This is a genomic window from Metabacillus sp. Hm71, from assembly GCF_051842955.2.
GTDB lineage: Bacteria > Bacillota > Bacilli > Bacillales > Bacillaceae > Metabacillus.
In genome coordinates this window covers 4,995,670-5,021,258 of the sequence record NZ_CM200278.1, presented here as the reverse complement: position 1 = coordinate 5,021,258, position 25,589 = coordinate 4,995,670, and the positions used below count along the sequence as shown (strand labels likewise).

Genomic DNA, 25,589 nt, shown 5'->3' with positions numbered 1-25,589 from the left:
AAAGTATTGAAAATTGATATGCTGGTCGTAAATGCTAATGTTTACAATAGCTATTTTAAAACCTTTGATAAAGGCAATGTAGCGATAAAGGACGGTAAGTTTTTATATATTGGTAAACGTGGTGCAGAAACTTTAAAAGCAAACGAAATCGTTGATGGTAACGGAAAGTATCTAATTCCCGGTTTGATTGATATTCATTTGCATATTGAAAGCACAATGGTGACACCGTCTACGTTTTCCTACGGGTTAATAAAAAACGGTGTAACAACGATTGTCCCGGAGCCTCATGAGATGGCCAATGTGTTTGGTATTTCAGGTGTAACGGAAATGATTAAGGCAAGCAAGGATTGTGTCGTCGATATGTTTTATGCCATTCCTAGTTCTGTTCCTGCAACAACGATGGAAACAACAGGAGGAGCGATTGAAATAAGTGATATCGATCAGCTGCTGAAAACGGAAGATATTAGATGTCTTGGCGAGATTATGAATTACTATGAGATCGTTTCAGATCATGATGGGAAAACGAATCAAATTTTGGAGTATATCCGCACACACTATCCTAATCTGATTATTGAGGGCCATGTTCCAAAATTGCTTGATTTAGACTTGCAAAAAGTGGCATTTGCAGGAGTGAATTCAGATCATACCCATCAAACAGTAGAAGGAATGGAAGCGCGGATTGCGGCAGGAATGTTTCTTGAAATTCAGGAAAAATCAATGACGAAAGCCGTTATGAATTATTTAAATACAAAGCAAGTTGATGAGCATTTTTGTTTTGTGACAGATGATGTTATGGCTGATTCCTTCCAAAAAAGAGGCCATTTAAATGTTCTATTGAAGAAAGCGATCCAGATGGGGATGTCGCCAGAAAAAGCGATTTATGCGTGCACTTATACACCTGCACAGCGGATGAGAATGTACGACCGAGGAGCTATTGCGCCAGGTAAAATAGCAGATTTTCTTCTTGTCGAAAATTTAAAGGATTTTGAAATTGAGATGGTTTATAAAAAAGGAGAGCTTGTGTTTGATGCATCCAAGCCTTATATTCAAGCAAGACAGGATGGAAAATTTCCAGCGCCTTTCTATCATAGTGTAATCCTGGAAGAACTGACCGAGCAAGATTTTGTGATAAATGTTTCACTCGCTGATGATCACTATAACTGCCGAATTATGCACGTTCAAGATGGTTCGACATTTACTGAGGAAAGACATGATCAGATCGAAGTAAAAGACGGCAAGCTATGCTGGGAAAATAGCCAATATGCGCAAATCACCACGTTTGCACGCTACGGCAAAAACAACAACCGTGCGCAAGGCTTAATTGGCGGAGACATTTTAAAGCGAGGCGCGATCGCAACCACTTATTCTCATGATAATCACAATCTGTTAGTTGTTGGTTATAATAAGCAGGATATGGTTCTAGCAGCTAATGAGGTCATTCGCAAGCAAGGCGGTATCTGTTGTGTAGAAAATGGGAAAATCCTTTCTATGCTAGAATTACCAGTAGGTGGAATTCTTTCGGAAGAGCCGTTAGATGTTATCTCAAAGCAAGTCGATCATCTAACGAATGTTCTTAAATCGTTAGGGTACAAACATTACAATGTTATTATGTCCTTGTCCACTCTTTCACTTCCTGTCAGTCCGGAATTAAAAATAACTGATTACGGATTGATTAGTGTTAATGAAGGGAAATTAGTTCCTTTGGTACTTGATGGAGTATAGGGGCCCTGTGCCAATTGAATGAAGATCAATATGCGAAGAAGAGAAGGTTGGTGTATGACTTTTTCTTCTTCGCATTTTTGCTATCGTAAAATTTGCTATGGATTGAGGCTTTCACCATTGGGAATGGGTGATTAGTCAAGTTTTTCTAAAATACCGAAATAATAAGTATCAACACATACGGAGGGGTTTTAATGCCAAAAGACATAATAGTTTAGTACATACGACCTGAAATTAGTTTATCACCATGCTAAACATTCTAAAATTGCATACCTGGATATGAATTATTTCAATTTTTTTAACGTCTAAAATCGAGATACAATAAAGTAACTAAAGAATTCGATCAATTGATTTTTTTAGTAACTTCTTTAAAGGAAGGGGGATTTGTTAAAGGAACCCGTGTTTTAGAGATAAGCAGAATATTAGATATGAATAAATTTTTTTTGTGGGGGGAACTGGGGATTATGAGGGATTTACTATTTGATGAAGTACTATAAGAGCACGGTCAATAAAATGGGGGATTCAGATGAAAAAATTTTTATACTTGCTTTTAATAGGGATTGTTAGTTTAAGCTTAACTGCATGTGAAGGAAATTTAGCCTCCTCAAATGCGAATGATACGACAAATGAAAAGACCTCAAACTATCCAGCTAAACCAATTACTTTTTTAGTGCCTACTGGTGCCGGTGGAGGGCTTGATACGACGACAAGGGCTTTAACAAAGGTTCTTACAGATACAAAATTATTGAGCCAAACAACCATAGTTGAAAACAAACCTGGAGGCGGACAAGTTGTAGGAACAGTCGAGTTTGCTACAAAGGAAAAAGGAAATGATTACAAGCTGCTAGTCACGTCAACACCTTTTCTGTTGAATCATCTAAAAAAAGAGGGTAACAGTCCTGTTTCATATAGAGATATCACACCATTGGCACAATTGGTAACAGAGCATGACGTATTAGCTGTAAGTGCTGATTCCAAATACAAGGATTTGAAAGCGCTTTACAAAGACTTGGCAGCTGATCCAACAAGAATAACGTTTGCAGGCGGATCAGGTCCTGGGGCATTTGATCACTTAAATGTTGTATTTCCGGCTATGAAAGCCGGTGTTGATCCAAAGTCGATCAAATATGTATCCTACGATGGCGGAGGAGAGGCGTTAACGGCATTGCTTGGCGGTAATGCAGATGTGATCAGTTCTGATGTAACTTCTGTTTACGAGTATCTAAAAGCCGGGAAAGTAAGGATATTAGGCGTTTCCTCTCCAGAAAGACTTCCTGGACAGTTTAAAGAGATCCCTACTTATAAGGAACAGGGGGTTGATGCAGAATTAACAAATTGGCGCGGAATTTTTGGCCCGGCAAATATGTCAGACGATGCAAAAAAATATTGGGAAGAACAAATCAATTCTTTAATAGAAACAAATGAATGGAAGCAGGAGCTTGAAAAACAAGGGTGGCAGGATGGTTATTTGAGTTCAACTGATTTCGTAAAGGCAATGGAAAAAGAGGAGCAAATGTATAAAGAACTCTATACTGAGCTAGGTATGGCTAAATAAAAAGAAAATGAAGCTTACCGAATGAATTCAGTCTCTAAGAGAGGAATTGCCCCTTTTACAAAAGGGTGAGCTTCTTCCTCTCCCTATTTTTACTTTTGGGGGTTAATCATGAGCAAGACGTTTGATAGATATTCAAGTTTACTATTTATGGTGATTGGACTTGCTTTTATCGTAGAAAGTAGAAAAATATCTGATAGTGCCTATGGAAGCAACGTTGGACCAGACATTTTTCCGTTAGGCTTAGGAATACTCTTAATTCTATTGAGTTTACGTCTCTTCTATGAAACGTTTTTCTATCAAGCTAAGAAAGATCGTTCAGCTCTCGACTATAAAAGTTTTCTGATCATGCTTCTATCTGCCATTCTTTATGGTTTGTTTTTAGAAACGATAGGTTATGTCATGTCTACCTTTCTATTTCTTATTATTGGGTTTCAGGTCATGGAGCGCGGCGGTAGGTGGAAAACTCTTCTGATTGCCGGTTGTTTTTCATTTGGTGTGTATTATTTGTTTGTGGAAGTGTTAAATGGAACTTTGCCGGGGTTTCCCGCGTGGTTTAGTTAGGAGGTGGACCAGATGGAAACGTTGCAATTTTTAACAGATGGTTTTTCAACAGCATTGCAGTGGCATAATTTAGTTTTTGCACTTATAGGTGTGTTAATTGGAACGGCTGTTGGCGTACTTCCGGGTATCGGGCCGATGAGCGGTGTAGCCTTGCTCATTCCGGTGACCGCCTCGATTACGAGTGGTCTTGACCCGTCATCTGCTGCAACAAGTTCAATAATCCTGTTAGCCGGTGTTTATTATGGAGCCATGTATGGCGGATCAACAACTTCAATTCTTTTAAATACTCCAGGGGAATCCTCATCTGTAGTAACGGCGTTGGATGGCTACCAAATGGCGAAACAGGGAAGAGCAGGTGCTGCCCTCTCCATTGCAGCCATTGGCTCTTTTGTGGCAGGAGTTGTCTCAATAGTAGGACTTGCCATGATGGCAAAACCATTATCTGAACTGGCTCTTAAATTTGGTCCATCTGAGTATTTCTCCTTAATGATTTTAGGACTATGTGCTGTTAGCGGTTTAGCTGGAAAATCAATGACAAAAGCGTTAATGATGACTGTTTTTGGTTTGCTGCTTGCGACTATTGGCTTGGACAATGTTTCTGGGGTTGCCCGGTTTACTTATAATAACCCGAATTTATATTCAGGTTTGGAATTTCTTACGATTGCTGTTGGACTGTTCGCACTTGGTGAAGTATTTAAAACGGTACTGGAAAAGGATTCTGATGAAGGGGAAGTTTCAAAAGTAGGACGGATTTTACCTACCCGTCAGGATTTGAAGGATAGTGCTGCACCAATTACCCGCAGTTCTCTATTAGGATTTTTTATTGGTGTTCTGCCTGGAGCTGGGGCCACGTTAGCATCATTTTTTTCTTATATTATGGAAAAAAAGCTTAGTAAAAATCCATCAAAGTTTGGAAAAGGGGCCATAGAAGGGGTAGCTGCACCGGAATCTGCCAATAATGCTGCGTCAGGAGGGGCAATGATTCCGCTTCTTACTCTTGGAATACCTGGTTCAGGTACAACGGCTATCCTGATGGGGGCATTAATTATGTATAATGTCCAACCAGGTCCTCTGCTATTTGAGGAGCATCCTCAAGTTGCCTGGGGATTGATAGCGAGTATGTTTATCGGAAATGTCATGTTGCTGATCCTAAATATGCCGCTTGTTAAGGTATTTGCCAAGATTATTGAAACACCAGCAAAGTACTTATTGCCTATTATTATTGCTATCTCATTTTTTGGTGTATATGCCGTTCAATATTCCACATTTGATTTAATGTTGTTACTTGTGTGCGGGGTGTCTGGATATTATTTGCAAAAAAATGATTTTCCACTTGCACCAGTTGTTCTCGGATTGGTGTTAGGTCCTATGATTGAAAACAATATGAGGCGTGCTTTAACGACATCAAATGGGGATTTTATGGTCTTTTTAGAAAATCCGATCTCACTTGTATTTCTAAGTATTGCAGGGCTGTGGGTCATCATCCCGTTGCTTTTAAAAATGAGAGGAAAGAATATCATCATAAATGAGGAGGCTTGAGATCTTATGAGCGGAATTGAAACAAGAGCCATCGTAGAGATAAATCAAGCAGCAAATAAATTCAAGTCCAGCAATGTATTAAGAACAAGTGATAAAAATCTCGATGTAAAAAGTATTCTCGGGTTAAGTTTAACATTACTCAGTTCCCCAACCTATATACTTGAAATCCATGGAACTGATGAAAAGGAAGCGAAGGAGGCCATGGCTGATGTTTATAAAAAACATCGTTTAGTCGTTGAAATCAATTAAGATGGATGAGGAATCGAGAGCAGCTTTATGAAGTTAATATAATAGAATAGGAGATAATATTTATGAGTATCGTAAAACAATTTGAAGAAATTCCAACAACATGTATATCTGATGCTATGCAAGGACTTAATAACTTAGATTCTTCGATTAAATCGCTAAAAGAAGAATATCGTGTAGCCGGACGGGCATTTACTGTCAAAATGCCGGTAGGTGATAACCTTGTCTTTTTAAAAGCCATTCGGGAGGCGAAGCCAGGAGATGTCTTAGTGGTGGATGCAAAAGGTGATACTTACCGTGCGATTGCTGGTGATTTTATTGTCGGAATGGCACAGACATTAGGGATCAACGGTATTGTTGTTGATGGAGTTATCCGTGATATTGAAGGAATAAAGCAATTAAACTTCCCGGTTTTTTGCAAAGGAACGACAATTGCAGCTAGCGGAAAAGCGGGACTTGGAGAGTTAAATGTACCGATTTCATGTGGGGGAGTTACTGTTCACCCAGGTGATCTTATTGTCGGTGATGCTGATGGAGTGGTCATTATTCCGCAGGAAATGGAACAAGAAGTATTGGTTAAGTCCTCAGAAAAATTAGCATTCGATAGAGAAAGGGCTGAAAAAGTTTCTGGAAAGCGAGAAGAAGTCATCAAATATCTCGATGAGTTTCTTTCGAAGTGAAATGGTAAAATTGGAAAAAACAGTAAAAAATGATAAAAAACAAGAAAGGGAATGGTAAATTTGAAATTTCGCCATTCCCTTGGTTATTTTATAAAGTTTAAGAACACTTAGTAAAAAATATATACTTTTAACCCTTGTATAAAATGAACAAAGGTTTTTAGGAAGTAGTTATTTCTCTTTCCAATCGAAATTTTTAATAAAATTGACGAAGGTATTAACAACATTCCATTCCAGCGATTCCTCATGGTAATACATCCACGTTCTTCGCATGATAGGATTTCCATTCTGATCAGTTAAGTCTATTTTATATAAATCATCAATCCCGGTAAGTACCCTGCTGGACAAGATTCCATACCCTAAACCGTTGATCACCATTTGCTTACAGGTATCAACTTGGTCGACTGCTATACTAATAAAGGGTTCTTGAGCAAAGTTTTCAGCCCACCAATGATCTTCTATTGATTTTAATAAGTAATCCCCTTTATATTCGATTTTTGGAAGATGGGGAAGTTCCGAAATATCTATTTCTTCCTTTGAGGTAATACATATTGTTTCTTCAAATAATAGATGTTTCATTAACCCTCTCCAACCATAGTCCCCGCGAATAAAGCTGATATGAACATCTTTATTGTGTATCAGTTGAGTGACGTCTCTGCTCCATCCTGTAATCACCTTAAATTCAACATGGGGATAGTGCATTTTAAATAATTTTAAAATATAAGGAAGTTCATAATTGGCAAAAAAATTTGATACACCCAATTTTAATGTCCCCGCAACTTCATTACTGGAATTATTGCTCATATTTTGGACTGTTTCTTTGACTTTTTGATAATGAGCAAGGGCCTCGTCCGCACATTGGACAAGATATTCTCCTTGAGGGGTAAAATGAACTCCTCTGCTTTCACGGGTTACGATTTTAACACCCAATTCTTCCTGCATATGCTTTAAACGGTTTGTTAATGCTGGTTGGGTAATAAATAAAAGCCTGGCTGCTTTTGTTATATTTTTTTGGCTATAAAGAACCTTCAGTATTTCCCAATCACGATAATCCATCAATTCCACAATCCTTGCGATATATTTTTTTTTTATATTTCTATATAATTTTTCACTATTTTATTTATTTCAATTATTGCATTATCCTTATTTGTAAGCAATCAATACTTATTTATCAAATCATACAATACAAATCAATGGGGGTATTGTAATTGACAATACAGAAAAATCAACAAAATCCTTGGGCGAATTTTCATGGTCCGAACCTTGGCTATGTAATGGAACAATATGAGTTGTATGTAAATGATGCTGACACCGTTAGTCCAGAATTAAAGGAGCTATTTGTAAGTTGGGGTCCTCCTTTATTCGTGGAAGAAAAACAACAAAGCGTGAAAAGTTCAAGTCCTGTTCCTAACGATTTGACAGATACGAAAAAAATAATAAAAGCAGTAAAACTGCTTGATAACATCCGTTCATATGGACACTTAGGCGCGCGAATTAACCCGTTAGAAAGTAATGGGAATGATTCCGCTTTACCAACTCCTGAACAATATGGGTTAAGTGAGGAAGATTTGAAAGCGATTCCAGCCGAATTGGTATTGACAGACGTTCCAACAGGGATACACAACGCACTTGATGCAGTAAACCAACTAAAGAATGTCTACACGGGCTCTTTGTCCTACGAGTTCGGTCATGTACACAATATGGAAGAACGAACTTGGTTAACGCAGATGGTGGAAAGTGGTGTTTTAAAACGTGCACGATCAAAAGAAGAACGTAAAAACTTGTTAGAGCGGCTGGCAGAAGTAGAAGGATTTGAACAGTTTTTACACAAAACGTTTGTTGGTCAAAAACGATTCTCGATTGAAGGAGTCGACATGCTCGTGCCGATGCTCGAAGATGCGATTCATGAAGGTGCAGCGGATGGCGTTCACAATGTCATGATTGGGATGGCCCACCGCGGACGTTTAAGTGTCCTGGCTCATGTGTTGGAAAAACCTTATCATAAGATTTTCTCTGAATTTCAGCACTCCTCCGCAAAACCACAAGGTCCATCAGAAGATTTGCTCGATATTAGCGAGGGATGGACTGGAGATGTGAAATACCATTTAGGCAGAGACCGATTTATGGAAGGTTTTGGTTCGGTTCGTACCCGGATTACTTTAGCGAATAACCCTAGCCATCTTGAATTTGTCGATCCGGTTGTAGAGGGATTTGCTAGAGCCGCTCAAGAAGAACGCCATCAAGCCGGCTACCCTAGACAGGATACATCAAAAGCGTTTGCGATTTTAGTCCACGGTGATGCGGCATTTCCTGGTCAGGGAATTGTTGCCGAAACCTTGAATTTAGGGGGATTAAAAGGATATCAAACAGGAGGAACCATCCATATTATTGCCAACAACATGGTCGGTTTTACGACAGACAGCCATGATTCCCGTTTCACAAGATATGCAAGTGACCTGGCGAAAGGATACGAAATTCCTGTTGTACACGTGAATGCCGATGACCCGGAAGCTTGTCTGGCAGCCATCTATCTTGCCTATCAATACCGGGTACGCTTCCGAAAAGACTTTTTGATTGATTTAGTCGGATATCGACGCTTTGGACATAATGAAATGGATGATCCGGCGGTCACCCAGCCGCAGGTTTACAAAAAAGTGACAAAGCATCCAACCGTAAAAGCATTATATGCGGAACAATTAAAGGCAAACGGCACTCTTAATCAAGAAGAAATACAACAAATCGATCGCCGCGTGCAAGAAACCTTGCAAGCCGAGTTTGAAAAAGCGTCAGAGAAGAAGCGAGAGGAACCAGTCGCAGAAGTAAATGTACCAGGGGTTATTGCTAAAGGAATTCCAAGTATCGAAACGAAGGTGCCGCTTGATGCTCTTCGCGAATTAAATCAGGCATTACTGAAATGGCCGGAAGGGTTTCATGTGTATCCAAAATTAAAGCGTATTCTGGAACGTCGTGAAAACGCCTTAGAACAGAACGGAAAAGTAGAATGGGCGGTAGCGGAAGCTCTGGCATTCGCAACGTTACTAAAAGAGGGCACGCCAATTCGTCTAACCGGTCAGGATTCGGAGCGTGGAACGTTTGCCCAGCGTCACATTGTACTGCATGACACTGAAACAAACGAAACCTTTTCACCTTTGCATCGTATCCCGCAAGCTCGTGCTTCGTTTGCGGTTCACAATAGCCCTCTGTCAGAAGCAGGAGTTGTTGGTTTTGAATATGGCTACAATGTGTTTGCACCTGAAACACTTGTGATTTGGGAAGCGCAATACGGTGACTTTGCCAACACCGCCCAGGCGCTCTTTGATCAATTCATTTCCGCAGCGAGAGCGAAATGGGGTCAAAAATCAGGCCTCGTCCTCCTGTTGCCTCACGGTTATGAAGGGCAAGGTCCTGAACACTCCAGCGCCCGTCCGGAACGCTTTTTACAGTTGGCAGCTGAAAATAACTGGACAGTTGCGAACTTGACAAGTGCAGCCCAATATTTTCATATTTTACGTCGTCAGGGAGCTATTTTGGGAACAGAGTTTGTTCGACCGTTAGTGATTATGACGCCAAAAAGTCTGTTGCGTCACCCACTGACCGCCTCTGTCGGCAAAGAGCTTAGCGAAGGTAATTTCCGAACGGTAGTGGAACAGCCTCAGCTTGGAACTAAAGTGAACAAAGTGAAGCGTTTAGTATTCACAACCGGTAAAATGGCGATTGATTTGGCAGTAGAAATTGAAGCGACTAAAGAAAATCAAAGCCTGGATGAGATACACATCATTCGCATCGAACAATTGTATCCATTTCCAAAAGAAAAAGTAAAAGCAATCTTAAAGCGGTATCTGAACCTAGAAGAAATAGTCTGGGTGCAAGAAGAACCGAAAAATATGGGAGCATGGCATTATATCGCACCAAAGCTGTTTGAGCTTGCTTCTGGCAGCTTAAAAGTAGGGTACATTGGACGTCCAGATCGTTCCAGCCCAGCAGGCGGTGACCCGCTAGTTCATAAAAAAGAACAAGAACGCATTGTCCAACAAACGTTGACAATTGAAAGTATAGTAGATACACAAAAACAAGGAATATAAATGTTATAAACTAACCATTACAAGCGAGACGGAGACTGGTTAACACATTATTAAACTATGAAGATAAAAAGGCCGGGAGGAGAAATCACATGTTTGAAATCAAAGTACCAGATCTAGCAGAATCCATTACAGAGGGAACTATTTTAGAATGGCTAGTTACGATTGGTGATAAAGTGTCCAAAGGTGATAGTGTAGTAGAACTTGAAACAGACAAAGTCAATTTAGAAGTAAACACAGAATACTCAGGTGTCGTAACTAAAGTACTTAAGGAGCCTGGAGATACAGTAGAGGTAGGGGATGTAATCGCCATTTTAGAAGACAAAGTTGCAGAAGGCGAAGCGCCAGCTGTTCCAGCAGCTCCGGAAAAATCGTTAACGGAAGAGGTTCAGCCTGCGAGTACCCCTCCAGCAGCAGAACTTCCAAAAGCAGCCCAACCGATTGCTTCTCCGTCGGCAAGAAAACTGGCAAGAGAACTAGGAATTGATTTAAATCAGGTAGTCAGCAGTGATCCACTTGGAAGAATCAGACCGCACGATGTAAAAGCACACACGCAGACACCTGTTGCAAAGGAAGAGCCACAAGTAGAAAAGGCAAGTTCCAAGCCAGCCGCTATACAGGCAGATCACGAGAACGACAAACCGATGGAACGTATAAAAATGTCCCGCCGTCGTCAAACCATTGCCAAACGTCTCGTTGAAGTCCAGCATACTGCTGCGATGTTAACGACATTTAACGAAGTCGATATGACTGCCGTTATGGAGTTACGAAAAAAACGGAAAGATGCCTTTTTTGAAAAACATGATGTTCGCCTAGGATTCATGTCGTTCTTTACGAAAGCCGTTGTCGCAGCTTTAAAGAAATACCCGCTTTTGAATGCCGAAATTCAAGGTGATGAGCTTGTTATTAAGAAATTTTATGATATTGGAATCGCAGTAGCAGCTCCTGAAGGATTAGTTGTACCGGTTGTGCGTGATGCGAATCAAAAAAGTTTCGCTGAAATTGAAAGAGATATTAGCAATCTCGGCAAAAAAGCACGAGACAATGCCCTCTCCTTAAAAGATTTACAAGGCGGTACATTTACCATTACAAATGGCGGAGTATTTGGATCATTAATGTCAACACCGATCCTAAACGCTCCACAAGTAGGGATTCTCGGTATGCATAAGATTCAAACAAGACCGGTCGCTATCGATCATGATCGAATAGAAAACCGTCCAATGATGTATATTGCTCTTTCATATGATCATCGCATTGTCGATGGCAAAGAAGCTGTTAGCTTCCTGGCTATGATCAAAGAGCTGTTGGAGGATCCGGAGTCTTTATTATTAGAAGGATAAAATTTAAATAAAATGATTGTGATATAGCTTCTCTGTAATGAGCGCTTGATTCTAATAGAGAAGCTAAAATAAGTTTTCAAAGCCCCAGGTCATGAGTGGGGTAATCAACAGCGTCAATAGATTGATATGTTTTAAGGGGATGTAGGTATGGAAGCAAAATATTGTAAAGAATCACGTGTGATACGAACAAGTCGTGTATTCCCAAACGATGTAAATAATCATAATACGTTATTTGGCGGAAAATTAATGAGTGATGTGGACCAAATTGCTTCCATTTCCGCAGCGCGCCATAGCCGGAAAGAATGTGTAACGGCTTCCACTGATTCAGTTGATTTTTTACACCCTGTTCAACCTACAGATTCAGTCTGTTTCGAATCCTATGTGACATGGACAGGCACATCGTCAATGGAAGTATTTGTGAAAATTATCGCAGAAGACTTAAAAAGCGGTAAGCGTAAAATGGCAGCGACTGCCCTCTTAACATTTGTCGCACTTGATGAACAAAAACGTCCAACACGTGTTCCACAAGTAATTCCTGAAACAGAAGAAGAGAAAAAGTTACATGAAACCGCGCCAGAGCGAGCAAGGATGCGTAAAGAAAGAAAACAAAAAAGTAAGGAACTAGCTGCGTTTTTAACAACAAATCAGCCATGGGATTTACATATCATGTAGTGGTTTGGCTAAGGTACAGAATTCAGTTTGGTTTTGAATCATCATGATGACAATAAATTTGGAATGATAAATAAAGATTATACTGCTGGTTTATGAATTACTGATCTATCTTTTATAGGAAATCATGAAACGTTATCTATGGGGGAATTTATTGTGTGGGTCATTATTCACTATTCAAAGGCTAACATGACAATGTTTGAATTTGACACAGAAAAAGAAGCAAGGGAAATGTTCGACAACATCCAAGGCAGCAGCAAGATTCTTTCCGAAATTATTTACTTTGATGATCATCGATTTCAAATTGCAACGGTCTAAGATCCTTACTATGTAAATAAGAGGAAAACAAATTGAACCCAAAGGTGTTTTCTTCGTTCCAGTTAACGCATTTTTTCAGATACTCTAGGCCCAGATATAAGGAAATAGTGGTTTAGTCGTTCTGCCTTTTAAACATGTACGAAGAGTCCTTATCTCATAAAATCATGATCTATTACACTAATTGAAGGAGAGTCATAAGATGTCCACATTGCGTGAAGAAGCATTAAAGATGCACAAGGAAAATCAAGGAAAGCTTGGTGTCCACTCTAAAGTGGCTGTACGAAATGCAAAAGATTTAAGTCTAGCTTATTCACCAGGGGTAGCAGAGCCTTGCATCGAAATACATGAAGATGAAAGCAAAGTGTATGATTATACCATGAAGGGGAATCTTGTTGCGGTTGTCTCGAACGGAACAGCTGTACTTGGCCTTGGCAATATTGGCCCGAAAGCCTCTATGCCGGTAATGGAAGGTAAATCATTATTATTCAAGTCATTTGCTGATGTGGATGCCTTCCCTATTTGTCTGGATACAACTGATCCAGATAAAATTGTTGAAGTTGTCAAATTATTGGAGCCAACGTTTGGTGGAGTTAATTTAGAGGATATTGCGGCACCACAATGCTTTGAAATTGAGGATCGCTTACGAAAAGCTTGTAATATTCCGATTTTTCACGATGACCAGCACGGTACTGCAATAGTAACGGCTGCCGGTTTAATCAATGCGTTAAAGCTAGCGAATAAAAAAATTGAAGATATTCGAGTTGTCGTAAACGGTGCGGGTGCTGCAGGGGTGGCGATTGTTAAGCTGCTTCTTCATATGGGGACAAAAGATGTTGTTTTATGTGATACAAAAGGAATCATTTATGAAGGGCGCCCTGTGGGAATGAACCTATTTAAAGAGGAAATGGCCCGCATGACCAATAGAGAACAAAAACAAGGTATATTAGCAGATGCGCTTGTGGGTGCAGATGTATTTGTGGGAGTCTCAGCAGCAGGTGCTATTACAAAAGAAATGGTTCGTTCAATGAATCATGATCCAATCATTTTTGCCATGGCGAATCCTGTACCGGAAATTATGCCGCAGGAGGCAAAAGAATCGGGGGCACTGGTAGTAGGAACAGGACGTTCTGATTTTCCCAACCAGGTCAATAATGTGCTTGCATTCCCTGGTATTTTTCGGGGAGCTTTAGATGTTCTTGCAAAAGAAATCAATGAAGAAATGAAGCTTGCAGCTGTTTATGCAATTGCTGGATTAATTGATGAGAAGGACCTTCATAGCGATTATGTCATTCCAGATCCATTTGACAGCAGAGTGGCCGCTTATGTAGCGGCAGCCGTTGCTGACGCAGCAATAAAATCAGGTGTTGCGCAAAAGCATGTAAATGGAGAAGAAATCAAAATGCGTCTATTACCCTTAGCAGAAAAAACTACAGTAGTGAGTTAAGAAATCAACTAAGAGCGAAGTTAAAAGGACATGGTATTTTACCATGTCCTTAAGTATTTTGTATCATTCATTTATATTAATACACATCACGTTGGTAACGTCCTTGTTTCTTCATCTCATTTAGATACGCTTCAGCTTCTTCATGGGTCATTGCACCTTCTTTTTCTATAACCCTAATAAGCGTGTTGTGTACGTCTTTTGCCATATTTAGTTTATCACCACAAACGTAGAAGTAGGCTCCGTTTTTCAGCCATTCGAACAATTCTTTGCTGTTTTCAAGCATTCTATGCTGTACATATATTTTTTCCTCCGTATCACGGGAGAAGGCAGTATCTAATTTTGTTAGTACCCCATCTTTTTGATAATGCTCTAACTCGTTTTGATACAAGAAATCCGACGCTGTATACTGTTCTCCAAAAAATAGCCACGATCTGCCTGTTGCTTTAGTTACTGCTCGTTCCTGAATAAAAGAACGGAATGGTGCAATACCTGTCCCTGGACCAACCATAATAATGTCTCTATCCCCGGAATCCGGCAGATAAAAGTGTTTATTTGGTTGAATAAATATAGGAAGGGTATCTCCTTCTTGAATTCGTTCAGCAACAAAAACAGAACAAACTCCTTTTCGTTCGCGTCCGTGAGCTGTGTAGCGTACAGCACCGATGGTGAGATGCACTTCCCCAGGGTTGGCTGCAATGCTGCTTGCAATTGAATAAAGACGTGGTGTCATCTTCCTTAGTAGAGATACAATTTTCTCAGCAGAAGCGTTCCATGGACCGAAGTCACGCAGCATATCAAGCAAATCGCGTCCGCTGGTATATTCTTTTAGTTGGTTTGCATTTTCAACTAGCACCAGTCTTTGTAACTCTTCGTTTTCTGTTAACTCCGCTGCTTGCTGTAAAATCTTTTTGGTCAGAAGTGTAATTTCAAAGTGAGTTGTTAGCGCTTCCTTTAATGGAAGTGTATGACCCTCCTTATTAATGGTTACTGGCGTTTCTTCATCCCACTCCATTTCCTTAAGAAGGGAAGCAACTAATTCCGGATCATTTTGAGGGATAATGCCAAGGGTATCCCCTGGGACATAGGAAAGGCCAGAGCTACTTAAAGATAACTCGATATGCCTAGTTTCTTTATTCGAGCTAGCTTTATTTAAGTTAATATTTTTGAGAACTTTTGCTTGAAATGGATTTGTTCTTGAAAAAGCTGTTATCATCTTATTCGCTTCAGTAAATTGCATGATCATCTTCTCCTGTCTAAAATCTGATTTATAAAGATCTAGATCAAATAATGATCGTGATCAAAAAAGTATAAGATCATTATAGAATAGAAAATGGAAAGTTTACAATTGATTTTTATCATTTTCTTAACTTTTAGCAATGGCATGTCTATTTTAATCGACGTAAAAACTGAAATCGCTTTACCTTGGGTTAAGTCTACCATGACAATTCCCAACGATCCATATTAAGACTTAAGCTGTTGAGCATTCTCAAGCATTTTAATTAAAAATATAGATAAGCGGTTTACTCTTTCTATACTCAACAAGATACTACTTGGCATGAGCATTTGATAGACTGGCGTTGCAGCTTGTTTAGTTATTAAATCTGTGTTATTATCGCAATAAAGTTTTTGATCAAGATCATAAAGTTTATTGCGATAATCTTACTTATGTATTTAAATAAATCTCTTAATAATAGAGAACATATGCCTCGAAGTTATGTGAAATGCATAATATAATTTAAGTTTATCTTTTACTATTTGTGATTCATACACATATATAAATGACTTTTTAGATGAAAAAATGGAGGGCAATTTAATGGCGAGAAGTGAAAAACAAATTGAACGAATGATAAATTATTTTATTGATGCAACGGCTAAACTAATAAAAGAAGAAGGAATCAAAAATATCAGTATAAGAAAAATTGCAAAAGAAGCAGGATACACAAGTTCTACGATCTATAATTATTTTTCGGAAGTTTCCCATCTTATATTTTTTGCAGGAATGCGCTTCGTAGAGGACTATATTAAGGATTTACCTAAATATACTTCAAGAGCAAAAGATCCATTAGAAAAATATTTAGCAGGGTGGGAATGTTTTTGTGACCATTCATTTAGGGAACCTGAATTATATTATGCAATATTTATCGCAGATCTAGGAGAACATCCGGAGGAACTGATAAAATATTACTCTTCCACATATCAATTTGATACGATTCAACTTCCGGAAGAATTAGAGGTAATTCTTACTGAGCAAAACTTAAGTAAAAGAAGTAGAGAAGTTCTAGAAAAATATGCAGAAAAAGGTGTATTTAAAAAAGAAGATGTTGAAAACCTTAGTGAAATAACAATCTTGATATGGCAAGGGATGATTACATCTCTCCTTAACAAACGGGTAACTTATACACCTGAAGAAGCTTCGAGAAAGACGATGGAATATATACGGGATATAACTTTTAATACGGTAAATAAAGTAGATAGTATGTAATTAATTTTTTGTTTAGAGGTGGAAAAACTAGTTTTTCTACCTCTTTTTGATTTTGTACAAAGTGTGGAGGATAGCAGAAAAAAGTTAAAAAATTTTTTTATTTTGATATTTACATAAGCTAAAAAACGAATTATACTGTGAATAAGAAATCGCGATCATTAAAAAATCTAGATTTTAAAAGCGTTTTCAAACACGCAAATTTAGAAGTTTATTTAGTGACTATGAAAATGACAAAAACGTTGATTATGAGAGGAGTAATGAAAATGATTAATGCAATTAACGAAAAGAGTGTTACAGGTTCTACAAAGACAAAACAGTTGGTTATTGATTCTGATGTTCATTCTTATTTAAATTCACTTGATGATCTTGTACCATATTGTGATGAGTCGCTTCAAAAGCGTTTAAATATTGGTAAATTTAAAAAAGGAGCATTTAACGGAAAGTTAATCTCTGCAGCAGAATTTCGCTTCCCTGAATGCAGATATATCAACCCAGTTTCGGTTGTACGTGGAGATGCTTTTTCACCAGAAGGGGCTATCCCAGGTTCTGATCCTGAATTTGTAGCGAAAGATTTGTTTGATCGTTCAAACACACAATATGGAATTTTGAATTCATGTAATGCAACAATGGGTGCTTTTCACAATATCGATATCGCTAATGGATTTAATACAGCTTTTAATGATTGGCAATATGAGAATTGGATTGAAAAAGACAGCAGGTATAAGATGTCTATGCTTGTATCACCTCTTGATCCTGTAGCAGCAGTAAAGGAAATTGAAAGAATCGGGAAAAAACCAGGGGTTGTAGCCGTTAATTTACAAACTACTACTATTCCATTTGGCAATAGAAGTTTATATCCTATTTATGAAGCTGCGGAACACTATGGACTGCAAATGCTTATCCACCCAGATTCTGAGGCCTCAGGGGAGAACGGCCCAGCACAAGCAGTAGGTCCGGCATCAACTTACATGGAATGGCATACTTGTTTAGGGTTCAATGCTCAAAGAAATATAGTTAGTTTAGTTTGTGAAGGGGTTTTTGATAAGTTCCCTAACCTAAAATTTGTATTTGTAGAATATGGTGTCGCTGGGATTGCGCCACTTCTGTGGAGAATAGATAAAAACTGGAAGACACTTCGTGAGGAAGTACCGTGGGTAAAAGAATTGCCTAGCGAATATATTAAACGAAATGTCCGCTTAGGAACGCAGCCAATTGAAGAACCGTATCGTCCTAAAGATTTATTCGAAATCATTCAAATGGCTGGGATTGAGGATATGCTTCTTTACTGCAGTGATTATCCACACTGGGACGGAGATGAAGCAGATCGGGTATTCAATACGTTTCCAAAAGAATTAAAAAATAAAATTTTCTATGAAAATGCTTTAAATACGTACAACTTTAATCGGTAGTAGAAAGGAGAACTAATATGGATGAATTAATAAGTGTGACTGTTTGTTCATCAGAGGATTTACAGCCTGGTCAACGTAAATTAGTAAAAGTTGATGGATCAGAAATTGCTATTTTTAATGTTAATGGTGAGTTATATGCCGTTCGAAATAAATGCCCGCATCAAGGAGTATCCATGGTATATGGTTCGGTAGATGGAACGATGCTACCAAGTGATCCTCATACTTATCAATACGGAAGACATAATGAGATTTTACGCTGTCCTTTACATGGATGGGGATTTGATATGAAAACAGGGGAATCTTTGTTTGCAAAAAATTGTAAATTAAAGACTTATGATGTACGTCAAGAAGGGAATGCTATTGTATTGTATCTTAATAAAGAGCCGAATACTGTTTCGTTAATTGAACCTCACGCTTGTATTGTATCATAACTTCATTTTTTATTGCCATTAAATGATCTCGATCATTTTTATATCTTGATCATTTAATGAAGTGTTTATAATATTATTAGTGCTTTTTCATAGTACCCTGAAAACGGGCGCAGCTAGTGCAGGACTCACACTGAAAACATATGTCTGTTATTTCTGAACCTTATATGGAAAGATTCGGGATTCAACAGAAATATAGAGAGGAGGAAGGGAGCAAGGATGGCTATTTATACGATCGTAGATAAAGAAACTTGTATTGCTTGCGGAGCTTGTGGTGCTGCAGCTCCTGATATTTATGATTACGATGATGAGGGTACTGCGTTTGTCATATTAGATGATAATGAAGGAACTGCAATAGTACCTGATGAATTCGAAGAAGATATGATGGATGCCTTTGAAGGTTGTCCAACCGAATCAATTAAAATAGGTGAAGTTCCTTTTAATGGCAATCCTTCCTTGCAATTAAGAGTAACATCTTAAATACTTGATCAGTATGGACATTTGCAACTAATTCTTAAAAACGGTTAAAAGAAATTAATCGCGTTATTGATTAGATTTTAAGTTTAGTAACAATCTAGAAAAAAATTAAGAATCAAGAGCAGTAAATAGATAAGGAGAGAAAAGATTGGGGAGAAATGGTTTGTTACAATCAATTCCATCAAAAATGAAGGCTGTAGTTGTAACAGAATATGGAGGAGTTGAAAAGCTTGAGGAACGGGAAGTACCTGTACCAATTCCTAAGGAAAATGAGGTGCTAGTAAAAATATATGCATGTGCTGTAAATAACTCAGATATTTTATTGCGTGAAGGTGGTTACGGTACTGATACGAAATCAAGCGAAAAGGCTGGTTGGAAACGAGAGGCAATTTCTTTTCCTCGAATTCCTGGAACAGATGTTGCGGGGCAAATCGTAGCTGTAGGTGCAAATATCAATCCAGCATGTTTAGGAGAAAAAGTAGTGTTATTTCCCTTTATTTCTTCAGCTCCTGATGGTTTTGAACATATGTCAGAAGATATAACGTTAATGAGTTCCGAGTGTGATGGTGGTTATGCAGAGTATATTGCATGGCCAAAGGAATTATGCAGACCAATGCCATTGTCTAGTTATGTTGAAAGTTCTTCTTTTATTGTTAGCTGTTTTACTGCGTGGCATATGCTTGAAAAAAGTAAAGTTGTTCCTGGGGAAAAAGTTCTTATTACAGGGGCTACTGGAGGAGTTGGTTCCTATGCAGTTCAAATTGCATCAAAAGTATTTGGTGCAAATGTCATTGCACTAGTAAGAGATCTAACTTTAAAAGAAAAAATGATCGAACTCGGAGCAAGTGAAGTTATATCCTACAAATCAACAACTTTACCGAATGATATTTTTAAGGCTGCAGGTGGCAAGCTTGATGTTGTACTAGATGTAGTAGGGGATCCTTTATTTTCAACTTGTTTGCAGATATTAAAAAACGGTGGACGGTTAGCAATTTCTGGTGCTGTCAGTGGTGCGATTACACAGCTTGATATCCGTACAGTTTATTTAAAACATCTTTCAATAATCGGGTGCACGTTAGGTACTCGGAAAGAATTTGATGAAATGTTAGATGCGATTCGTAAAGAGAAAATTAAACCTCTTATTGATAAGGTCTTTCCATTAGAAAAAGCGCGAGACGCTCAGGAATACTTTAAAAGGTCAGAAAAATTTGGGAAAGTAATCTTGCAAAATAAAAATTAATTCATATACGAGGAGGGCTCTCTGTTGAGTAGAGTAGTGTCTGAAAAAATTAAAGATCTTGCAAATTATTTAATTGAAGCTGAGAAGAGTCAAAAGCCGATCGACCCATTAACTCAATTGAAGCCAGATTTAACGTTAGACGAAGCTTATGAAATTCAGCTGCAAGTGGTTCAGGAAAAACGATCTCAAGGACTTAGAATTGTTGGTAAGAAAATTGGTTTAACTTCTCGTGATATGCAAATAATGTATGGTATTGATACGCCAGATTGTGGTCATTTATTTGAAAATATGATTGTTGAAAATAACCATGAGGTATCCCTTAATGATGTCATTCAGCCGAAGATCGAATGTGAAATTGCGTTTGTGTTAAAAAAAGATTTACAGGGCACGAATGTTACCGTTGAAGATGTTCTTCAAGCAACAGACTATGTTCTTCCTTCTATCGAAATCATTGATAGTAGAATAAAAGATTGGAAGGTGAAATTGCAAGATACCGTTGCGGATAATGCATCCTCTGGTCTTTATGTTCTTGGAGATCAACCTGTTTTAGTGGATCAAGTTAATCTTCCTGATATTACGATGAAAGTATATCAAAATGGCCAGTTAATGAAAGAAGGTATAGGAAAGAACGCTATGGAGCATCCTGCAGCTTGTGTCGCATGGTTAGCTAATAAATTAGCAGAGTTTGGTGTAGTTTTACGAGCTGGAGAAGTGATTCTTTCCGGAGCCCTTGCTACTACTATTGATGTTGAACCAGGTGATGAATTTACAGCTGTATTTGATCATTTAGGAGAAGTGAAAGTTTCATTCTCAAAATAATCGAGTCTATCAAAAGCTCTAATTTAAAATAGGACTCTAATTATCATGTTAGCACTAGTTTTTTAAGAGGGGAGCTTAACTTGGTATTTCTATCGATCTTAAGTTCTATGTTTATTATGGCAGTTATTTCTGTAATTGGATATATGATCGCAAAAGCCAATGAAATAACAGAGGAATCAAAGCAGCTGCTTATAAGTATTATGCTTCATGTAGCGATCCCTTGCATTATACTGGATGGTGCTTTTAAAGCTGAGGTAGGGAAAGAGTTAATTTCTCAGCTGATGATTATTTTTATTTTTTCAATAATCATCAGTTTAGCAGGGTTACTATTGGGATGGATTTTTGCAAGAATATTTAAATATTCTCCTAGTAATGCAAGGAAAATGGCTTTTATTGCTGGATTAGGGAATACAGGTTTTATTGGGATTCCTTTATGTGCGGCAATATTTGGTCCAAAAGGGGCTCTACTTGCAGCAGCATTTGATACAGGGGTAGGGATCATTTTATTTACGGTAGGTATTGCGTTATTGCAAGAAAATTATCAGTTTTCACTTGCATCTTTAAAACAATTAATAAATCCTCCAGTTATATCAATAGTTATAGCTTTATTCGTAATCATGACTGAAACGAAACCGACAGAAATTATTCAACAATTAAATGGAATGTTAGCAAATTTGGCTACCCCTCTGGCAATGCTTTACATTGGAATACTAATAAGGATGATGCTTAAACAAAAGGGAGCTTTGACAATTAGTAGATTGACAGTACCTATTTTATTGAAGTTAATTATCATTCCAATTCTAACAATAATAATTGTGGTGTTTACCAACTTTTCAATGATGATGAAGCAAGTCATTATTATTCAAGTAGCAATGCCTACGATGACAATCGCTCCAGTCCTATTAGCACGTTATACAAAGGATGAAGAAATTGGGGTAAAGGCAGCGGTTTTTTCAACCATTATCGCAATATTTTCAGTTCCTTTTATTGTTTTTTTAGGAAGTAAATTTTTTTAAAGATAAGGTGCAGTGACAGAAAGGATTGATTTTTATGACAGTGAAAGCAGAAAGTAAAACATTTGTTAATTATATAAATGGTGAATGGAAATCTTCTTCTACGAATGAAGTTATCCCTAGCATTAATCCAGCTAATAAAAATGAAATCGTTGGATATGTTTCAAAATCAACGAAAGAAGATTTAGATCATGCAGTTTCTGCTGCTAAGCATGCACAAATTGCTTGGAGAAAATTATCTGCACTTGCAAGAGGAGAGTATCTTTATAAAGTTGCAAATGTGTTAGAAGCACGATTAGCAGAAGTGGCAGAAACCATGACAAGAGAAATGGGAAAAACCTTCCAAGAGGCGAAAGGAGAAACGGCTCGTGGTGTAGCCATTCTTCGTTATTATGCCGGAGAAGGTATGCGTAAAGTAGGAGATGTCATCCCTTCTACAGATAGTGAAGCACTTATGTTCACTAGTAGAGCGCCTTTAGGCGTTGTGGGAGTGATTACACCGTGGAATTTCCCAGTTGCGATTCCACTCTGGAAGATGGCACCCGCTCTTGTATACGGTAATACAGTTGTATTAAAGCCTGCAACCGAAACAGCCGTTACAGCGGCAAAAGTAATCGAATGTTTTCATGAAGCAGGATTACCAAATGGTGTTATTAATATGGTTACAGGTTCAGGATCTGTTATTGGACAAGGCATTATTGATCATCCCGACATTAATGGTATCACATTTACTGGTTCAGATAATGTAGGAAAACAAGTTGGTCAAGGAGCACTTGCACGCGGTGCTAAATATCAGTTGGAAATGGGTGGGAAAAATCCAGTGATTGTTGCAGAGGATGCTGATCTTGACCTTGCTGTTGAAGCAACAATAAGCGGCGGACTTCGTTCAACAGGTCAGAAATGTACTGCTACGAGTCGTGTGATTATTCAAAGCTCTGTTTATGATGTATTTAAGGAAAAGCTGCTAGCTAAAGTAAAAGAGATAAAAGTAGGGCAAGGATTAAATAGTGACACTTGGATGGGACCATGTGCAAGTGAGAATCAGTTAAATACGGTATTAAGTTACATTGAAATAGGAAAAGCAGAAGGTGCAAAACTTTTATATGGTGGAAGTAAATGTGAAGCTATTGGTTTGGAGGATGGCTTCTATGTTGAACCCACAGTATTTGAAAATGTAAATTCAAAAATGACGATTGCTCAAGAGGAAATTTTCGGGCCTGTATTAGCCTTAATGAAGGTTGATACAATTGAAGAGGCATTAGAAGTAGCGAATGATGTAGAGTTTGGACTTAGTGCTTCTATTTTCACAGCAAATATCCAAAAAATGCTGTCCTTTATTAACGAAATGGAAGCAGGCCTTGTACGCATCAATGCTGAGAGTGCAGGAGTAGAACTTCAAGCTCCATTCGGTGGTATGAAAAAATCTAGTTCTCTTTCACGTGAACAAGGTCAAGCTGCCATAGAATTTTTTACAAATATTAAAACAGTATTTGTAAAGGGTTAATATCATTTTATCTTTCATAGTACGCTTTACCTAAAAGATTAGAGGAAGAGTTGCAAGTAAGTTATACAGTCCTTGCAACTCCTGCTCCAATCACAAGCAAAATGCTGTAGCTATTGAACCACGAATTGGAGAAGTCTGGATAAGGTTGTTTATGGTCCACGCGCTAGTCGCTGCTTTTTTAGCAAATGAAACGGGACCTCAAGAACGGAAGAATGTAAACGCTTTATCGGTACCTAAGATTATTTGATGTTCTTATCCATGACTCAATTTTATTGAAACCGAAAGACAACCAGGCAATAGTTTCAAAAATATATCAGGACTTATTAATGTATTGAAATATTTAATAAGTCGTAGGAGGGAATTTATGAGTAAAGTCCGCACAATGGAAGAAATGCCTTTAAGCCGTTTTCATTATAAAATGTTTGCCTATGCCAGTGGGAGTACATTCCTCGATGGGTATATTATCGGAATTATTGCAGTAGCACTTTCTGTCATGCAGACTCAACTTGATATGTCTGTAACTATGATAGGTTTGGTTGGAGCGGCAACTCTTGCGGGTATGTTATTTGGTGGAGTATTAGGAGGCTATCTTACAGACCTTATTGGCCGGAAGAAGATGTTTCTCATCGATATGCTTGTCATGGCTATTGTGTCAATCCTTCAGTTTTTTGTCAACGATCCCGTGCAGTTGGTCATTTTACGATTTATTTTAGGAATTGCGGTAGGGGCAGATTATCCTATTGCAGGAGCCTTGATGACGGAATTTTCACCAGCAAAAAATCGTGGTGCCCTACTTGGAGGTCTTAATGGACTCTGGTATGTCGGTTACGCGAGTTCATTTTTAGTCGGTTATCTATTGTTATCCATCGGTGATGACAGCTGGAGATGGATGCTTGCAAGTAGTGCGGTCCCAGTAATTATCATGCTTATTTCACGTTTAAATATGCCAGAATCCCCTCGTTGGCTTGCAAGCAAAGGAAGGGAAAAAGAAGCAAATGCTATTGTTCAGAAAATATTCGGAAAACATGTCATCATGTCTAACGAACAAGAGGACAAGATGAAAACCAGCTTTCTCGATATATTTCGAAATGGTTATGGGAAATGGGTGTTTTTCGTAGCAGCTTTCTATTCGCTTCAAGTCCTCCCTCTCTATGGAATAAATACCTATATTCCAGAGATCCTTGGACAATTTGGTTTTGCTGATGGAACGAGGGAATACCTGGGAGCGGCAGTCATTAATATCATCTATCTTGTCGGCTTGTTTCCTGCCCTTTATCTTCTTGAAAAATTCGGAAGAAAACCTACACTTTATTGGGCGTTTTTAATCTGTTCTATCTCTTTATTCGTACTGGGAGCAACCTCTGGAATGAATATGCCATTTGTTTTCATCCTAGCTCTCTTTGTCATTTATGGAACGGTTAATACCGGGATGGGAGCTCATACCTGGATCTATCCGAATGAGCTTTTCCCAACCCATATACGGGGAACAGCAGGGGGCTTTACTACTGGAGTGGCTCGTATCGCCTCATCCGTTGGTACGTTTCTCTCTCCGGCTATTATGGCAAATTATGGTTTGTCAACGACGTTGTATATTTGTGGGGCAGTGCTTTTTATTGGATTCTTAATCACTCTATTCATGGCTCCGGAAACAAAGAATATGAGTTTAACGGAAGCCAGCTCTATCAACAAATCCAAAAATATCGAAAAAGACTGCTTCGCATCGAAAAAGACTGCTAATTAGAAAGTTGAGCACCTTTGTTGAACAGAAACAAGTTCTGGATTTACCTCATCAAAAAGGTGAAAGAGTCGTCTGAGATCCAGAATACGGACTTGTTTCTGTTTTAATGAGGCAACTTAGCTGCCCGATCTTCAAACTTTATTGGAGATCAGGCAGCTTTTTTTAGTTCTTGAAAGCTTTGTTACTGATCGGCTAAAATTTATGAAATTAATTCATTTACAAAAACCTTAAGAGGGATTATACTGCAATTAATAAATCATGATCATTTAATAACCATGATATTTAAAGCATTTCCAAAATAACACCGTTGTTGATAATGATTGCGTAATATT

At 38.3% G+C, this 25,589-nt stretch carries 22 protein-coding genes; 20 read left to right on the top strand and 2 right to left on the bottom strand.

The features are described 5' to 3' along the window. Window positions 1-6 precede the first annotated feature (6 nt). The 6 genes from ACSVDH_RS24740 to ACSVDH_RS24715 all read left to right on the top strand — a co-directional run bounded on the left by ACSVDH_RS24740 (window position 7) and on the right by ACSVDH_RS24715 (window position 6,300). Window positions 7-1,722 (top strand): adenine deaminase C-terminal domain-containing protein, encoded by a 1,716-nt coding sequence (locus tag ACSVDH_RS24740; RefSeq protein WP_439252811.1) that lies wholly within the window; start codon window positions 7-9, stop codon window positions 1,720-1,722. A gap of 523 nt (window positions 1,723-2,245) precedes the next feature. Next, window positions 2,246-3,274: a tripartite tricarboxylate transporter substrate binding protein gene (locus ACSVDH_RS24735; RefSeq protein ID WP_439252812.1), complete on the top strand. Its 1,029-nt coding sequence runs from the start codon at window positions 2,246-2,248 to the stop codon at window positions 3,272-3,274. A gap of 108 nt (window positions 3,275-3,382) precedes the next feature. Then, window positions 3,383-3,835 carry a tripartite tricarboxylate transporter TctB family protein gene (locus ACSVDH_RS24730; protein ID WP_439252813.1) on the top strand — a complete coding sequence of 151 codons (453 nt, stop codon included), beginning with the start codon at window positions 3,383-3,385 and terminating at the stop codon, window positions 3,833-3,835. A 12-nt stretch (window positions 3,836-3,847) separates the two neighbouring features. Further along, a complete protein-coding gene (locus ACSVDH_RS24725; RefSeq protein WP_439252814.1) occupies window positions 3,848-5,374 on the top strand; it encodes a tripartite tricarboxylate transporter permease in 1,527 nt (508 codons plus the stop codon). Between the two features lie 6 nt (window positions 5,375-5,380). Further along, on the top strand, window positions 5,381-5,623 hold the full coding sequence (locus ACSVDH_RS24720) for an HPr family phosphocarrier protein (RefSeq protein WP_439252816.1): 243 nt from the start codon (window positions 5,381-5,383) through the stop codon (window positions 5,621-5,623). A 62-nt stretch (window positions 5,624-5,685) separates the two neighbouring features. Continuing rightward, the gene (locus ACSVDH_RS24715; protein WP_439252817.1) at window positions 5,686-6,300 is read left to right on the top strand and encodes an RraA family protein; all 615 of its coding nucleotides are present in this window, start codon (window positions 5,686-5,688) and stop codon (window positions 6,298-6,300) included. Between the two features lie 168 nt (window positions 6,301-6,468). On the opposite strand, the gene ACSVDH_RS24710 is transcribed toward ACSVDH_RS24715, so the two are convergent. Continuing rightward, window positions 6,469-7,353 carry a LysR family transcriptional regulator gene (locus tag ACSVDH_RS24710; RefSeq protein ID WP_439252818.1) on the bottom strand — a complete coding sequence of 295 codons (885 nt, stop codon included), beginning with the start codon at window positions 7,351-7,353 and terminating at the stop codon, window positions 6,469-6,471. A gap of 152 nt (window positions 7,354-7,505) precedes the next feature. Here ACSVDH_RS24710 and ACSVDH_RS24705 point away from each other — a divergent pair, with 152 nt between their 5' ends. From ACSVDH_RS24705 to ystJ, 5 genes are all read left to right on the top strand, one after another. Then, complete coding sequence (locus ACSVDH_RS24705) at window positions 7,506-10,379, top strand: 2-oxoglutarate dehydrogenase E1 component (protein ID WP_439252819.1); 2,874 nt, start codon at window positions 7,506-7,508, stop codon at window positions 10,377-10,379. A gap of 89 nt (window positions 10,380-10,468) precedes the next feature. After that, window positions 10,469-11,716: a 2-oxoglutarate dehydrogenase complex dihydrolipoyllysine-residue succinyltransferase gene (gene odhB / locus ACSVDH_RS24700; protein WP_439252820.1), complete on the top strand. Its 1,248-nt coding sequence runs from the start codon at window positions 10,469-10,471 to the stop codon at window positions 11,714-11,716. 147 nt (window positions 11,717-11,863) lie between these two features. Then, entirely contained in the window at window positions 11,864-12,388 is a 525-nt protein-coding gene (locus ACSVDH_RS24695; protein ID WP_439252821.1) for an acyl-CoA thioesterase, read from the top strand. Window positions 12,389-12,541: 153 nt separating this feature from the next. Beyond that, complete coding sequence (locus ACSVDH_RS24690) at window positions 12,542-12,703, top strand: hypothetical protein (protein ID WP_299091009.1); 162 nt, start codon at window positions 12,542-12,544, stop codon at window positions 12,701-12,703. 199 nt (window positions 12,704-12,902) lie between these two features. Further along, window positions 12,903-14,147 (top strand): NADP-dependent malic enzyme, encoded by a 1,245-nt coding sequence (ystJ, locus tag ACSVDH_RS24685; RefSeq protein ID WP_439252822.1) that lies wholly within the window; start codon window positions 12,903-12,905, stop codon window positions 14,145-14,147. A gap of 76 nt (window positions 14,148-14,223) precedes the next feature. Here the strand turns inward: ystJ and ACSVDH_RS24680 are convergent, their stop codons facing one another. Continuing rightward, window positions 14,224-15,384: a sulfite reductase subunit alpha gene (locus tag ACSVDH_RS24680; RefSeq protein ID WP_439252823.1), complete on the bottom strand. Its 1,161-nt coding sequence runs from the start codon at window positions 15,382-15,384 to the stop codon at window positions 14,224-14,226. A gap of 576 nt (window positions 15,385-15,960) precedes the next feature. Here ACSVDH_RS24680 and ACSVDH_RS24675 point away from each other — a divergent pair. The 9 genes from ACSVDH_RS24675 (at window position 15,961) to ACSVDH_RS24635 (ending at window position 25,260) form a co-directional block, all read left to right on the top strand. Next, window positions 15,961-16,629 carry a TetR/AcrR family transcriptional regulator gene (locus ACSVDH_RS24675; protein WP_439252824.1) on the top strand — a complete coding sequence of 223 codons (669 nt, stop codon included), beginning with the start codon at window positions 15,961-15,963 and terminating at the stop codon, window positions 16,627-16,629. A gap of 263 nt (window positions 16,630-16,892) precedes the next feature. Next, the gene (locus ACSVDH_RS24670; protein WP_439252825.1) at window positions 16,893-18,038 is read left to right on the top strand and encodes an amidohydrolase family protein; all 1,146 of its coding nucleotides are present in this window, start codon (window positions 16,893-16,895) and stop codon (window positions 18,036-18,038) included. A gap of 17 nt (window positions 18,039-18,055) precedes the next feature. Further along, the gene (locus ACSVDH_RS24665) at window positions 18,056-18,469 is read left to right on the top strand and encodes a Rieske (2Fe-2S) protein (RefSeq protein WP_439252826.1); all 414 of its coding nucleotides are present in this window, start codon (window positions 18,056-18,058) and stop codon (window positions 18,467-18,469) included. A 216-nt stretch (window positions 18,470-18,685) separates the two neighbouring features. Then, window positions 18,686-18,946 carry a ferredoxin gene (locus ACSVDH_RS24660; protein WP_439252827.1) on the top strand — a complete coding sequence of 87 codons (261 nt, stop codon included), beginning with the start codon at window positions 18,686-18,688 and terminating at the stop codon, window positions 18,944-18,946. A 145-nt stretch (window positions 18,947-19,091) separates the two neighbouring features. After that, a complete protein-coding gene (locus tag ACSVDH_RS24655; protein WP_439252828.1) occupies window positions 19,092-20,183 on the top strand; it encodes a zinc-binding dehydrogenase in 1,092 nt (363 codons plus the stop codon). A gap of 24 nt (window positions 20,184-20,207) precedes the next feature. Beyond that, complete coding sequence (locus tag ACSVDH_RS24650; RefSeq protein WP_439252829.1) at window positions 20,208-21,002, top strand: 2-keto-4-pentenoate hydratase; 795 nt, start codon at window positions 20,208-20,210, stop codon at window positions 21,000-21,002. 80 nt (window positions 21,003-21,082) lie between these two features. Beyond that, complete coding sequence (locus ACSVDH_RS24645; RefSeq protein ID WP_439252830.1) at window positions 21,083-22,018, top strand: AEC family transporter; 936 nt, start codon at window positions 21,083-21,085, stop codon at window positions 22,016-22,018. Window positions 22,019-22,052: 34 nt separating this feature from the next. Beyond that, complete coding sequence (gucD, locus tag ACSVDH_RS24640) at window positions 22,053-23,519, top strand: alpha-ketoglutaric semialdehyde dehydrogenase GucD (protein ID WP_439252831.1); 1,467 nt, start codon at window positions 22,053-22,055, stop codon at window positions 23,517-23,519. A gap of 364 nt (window positions 23,520-23,883) precedes the next feature. Further along, entirely contained in the window at window positions 23,884-25,260 is a 1,377-nt protein-coding gene (locus ACSVDH_RS24635) for an MFS transporter (protein ID WP_439252832.1), read from the top strand. Window positions 25,261-25,589 lie beyond the last annotated feature (329 nt).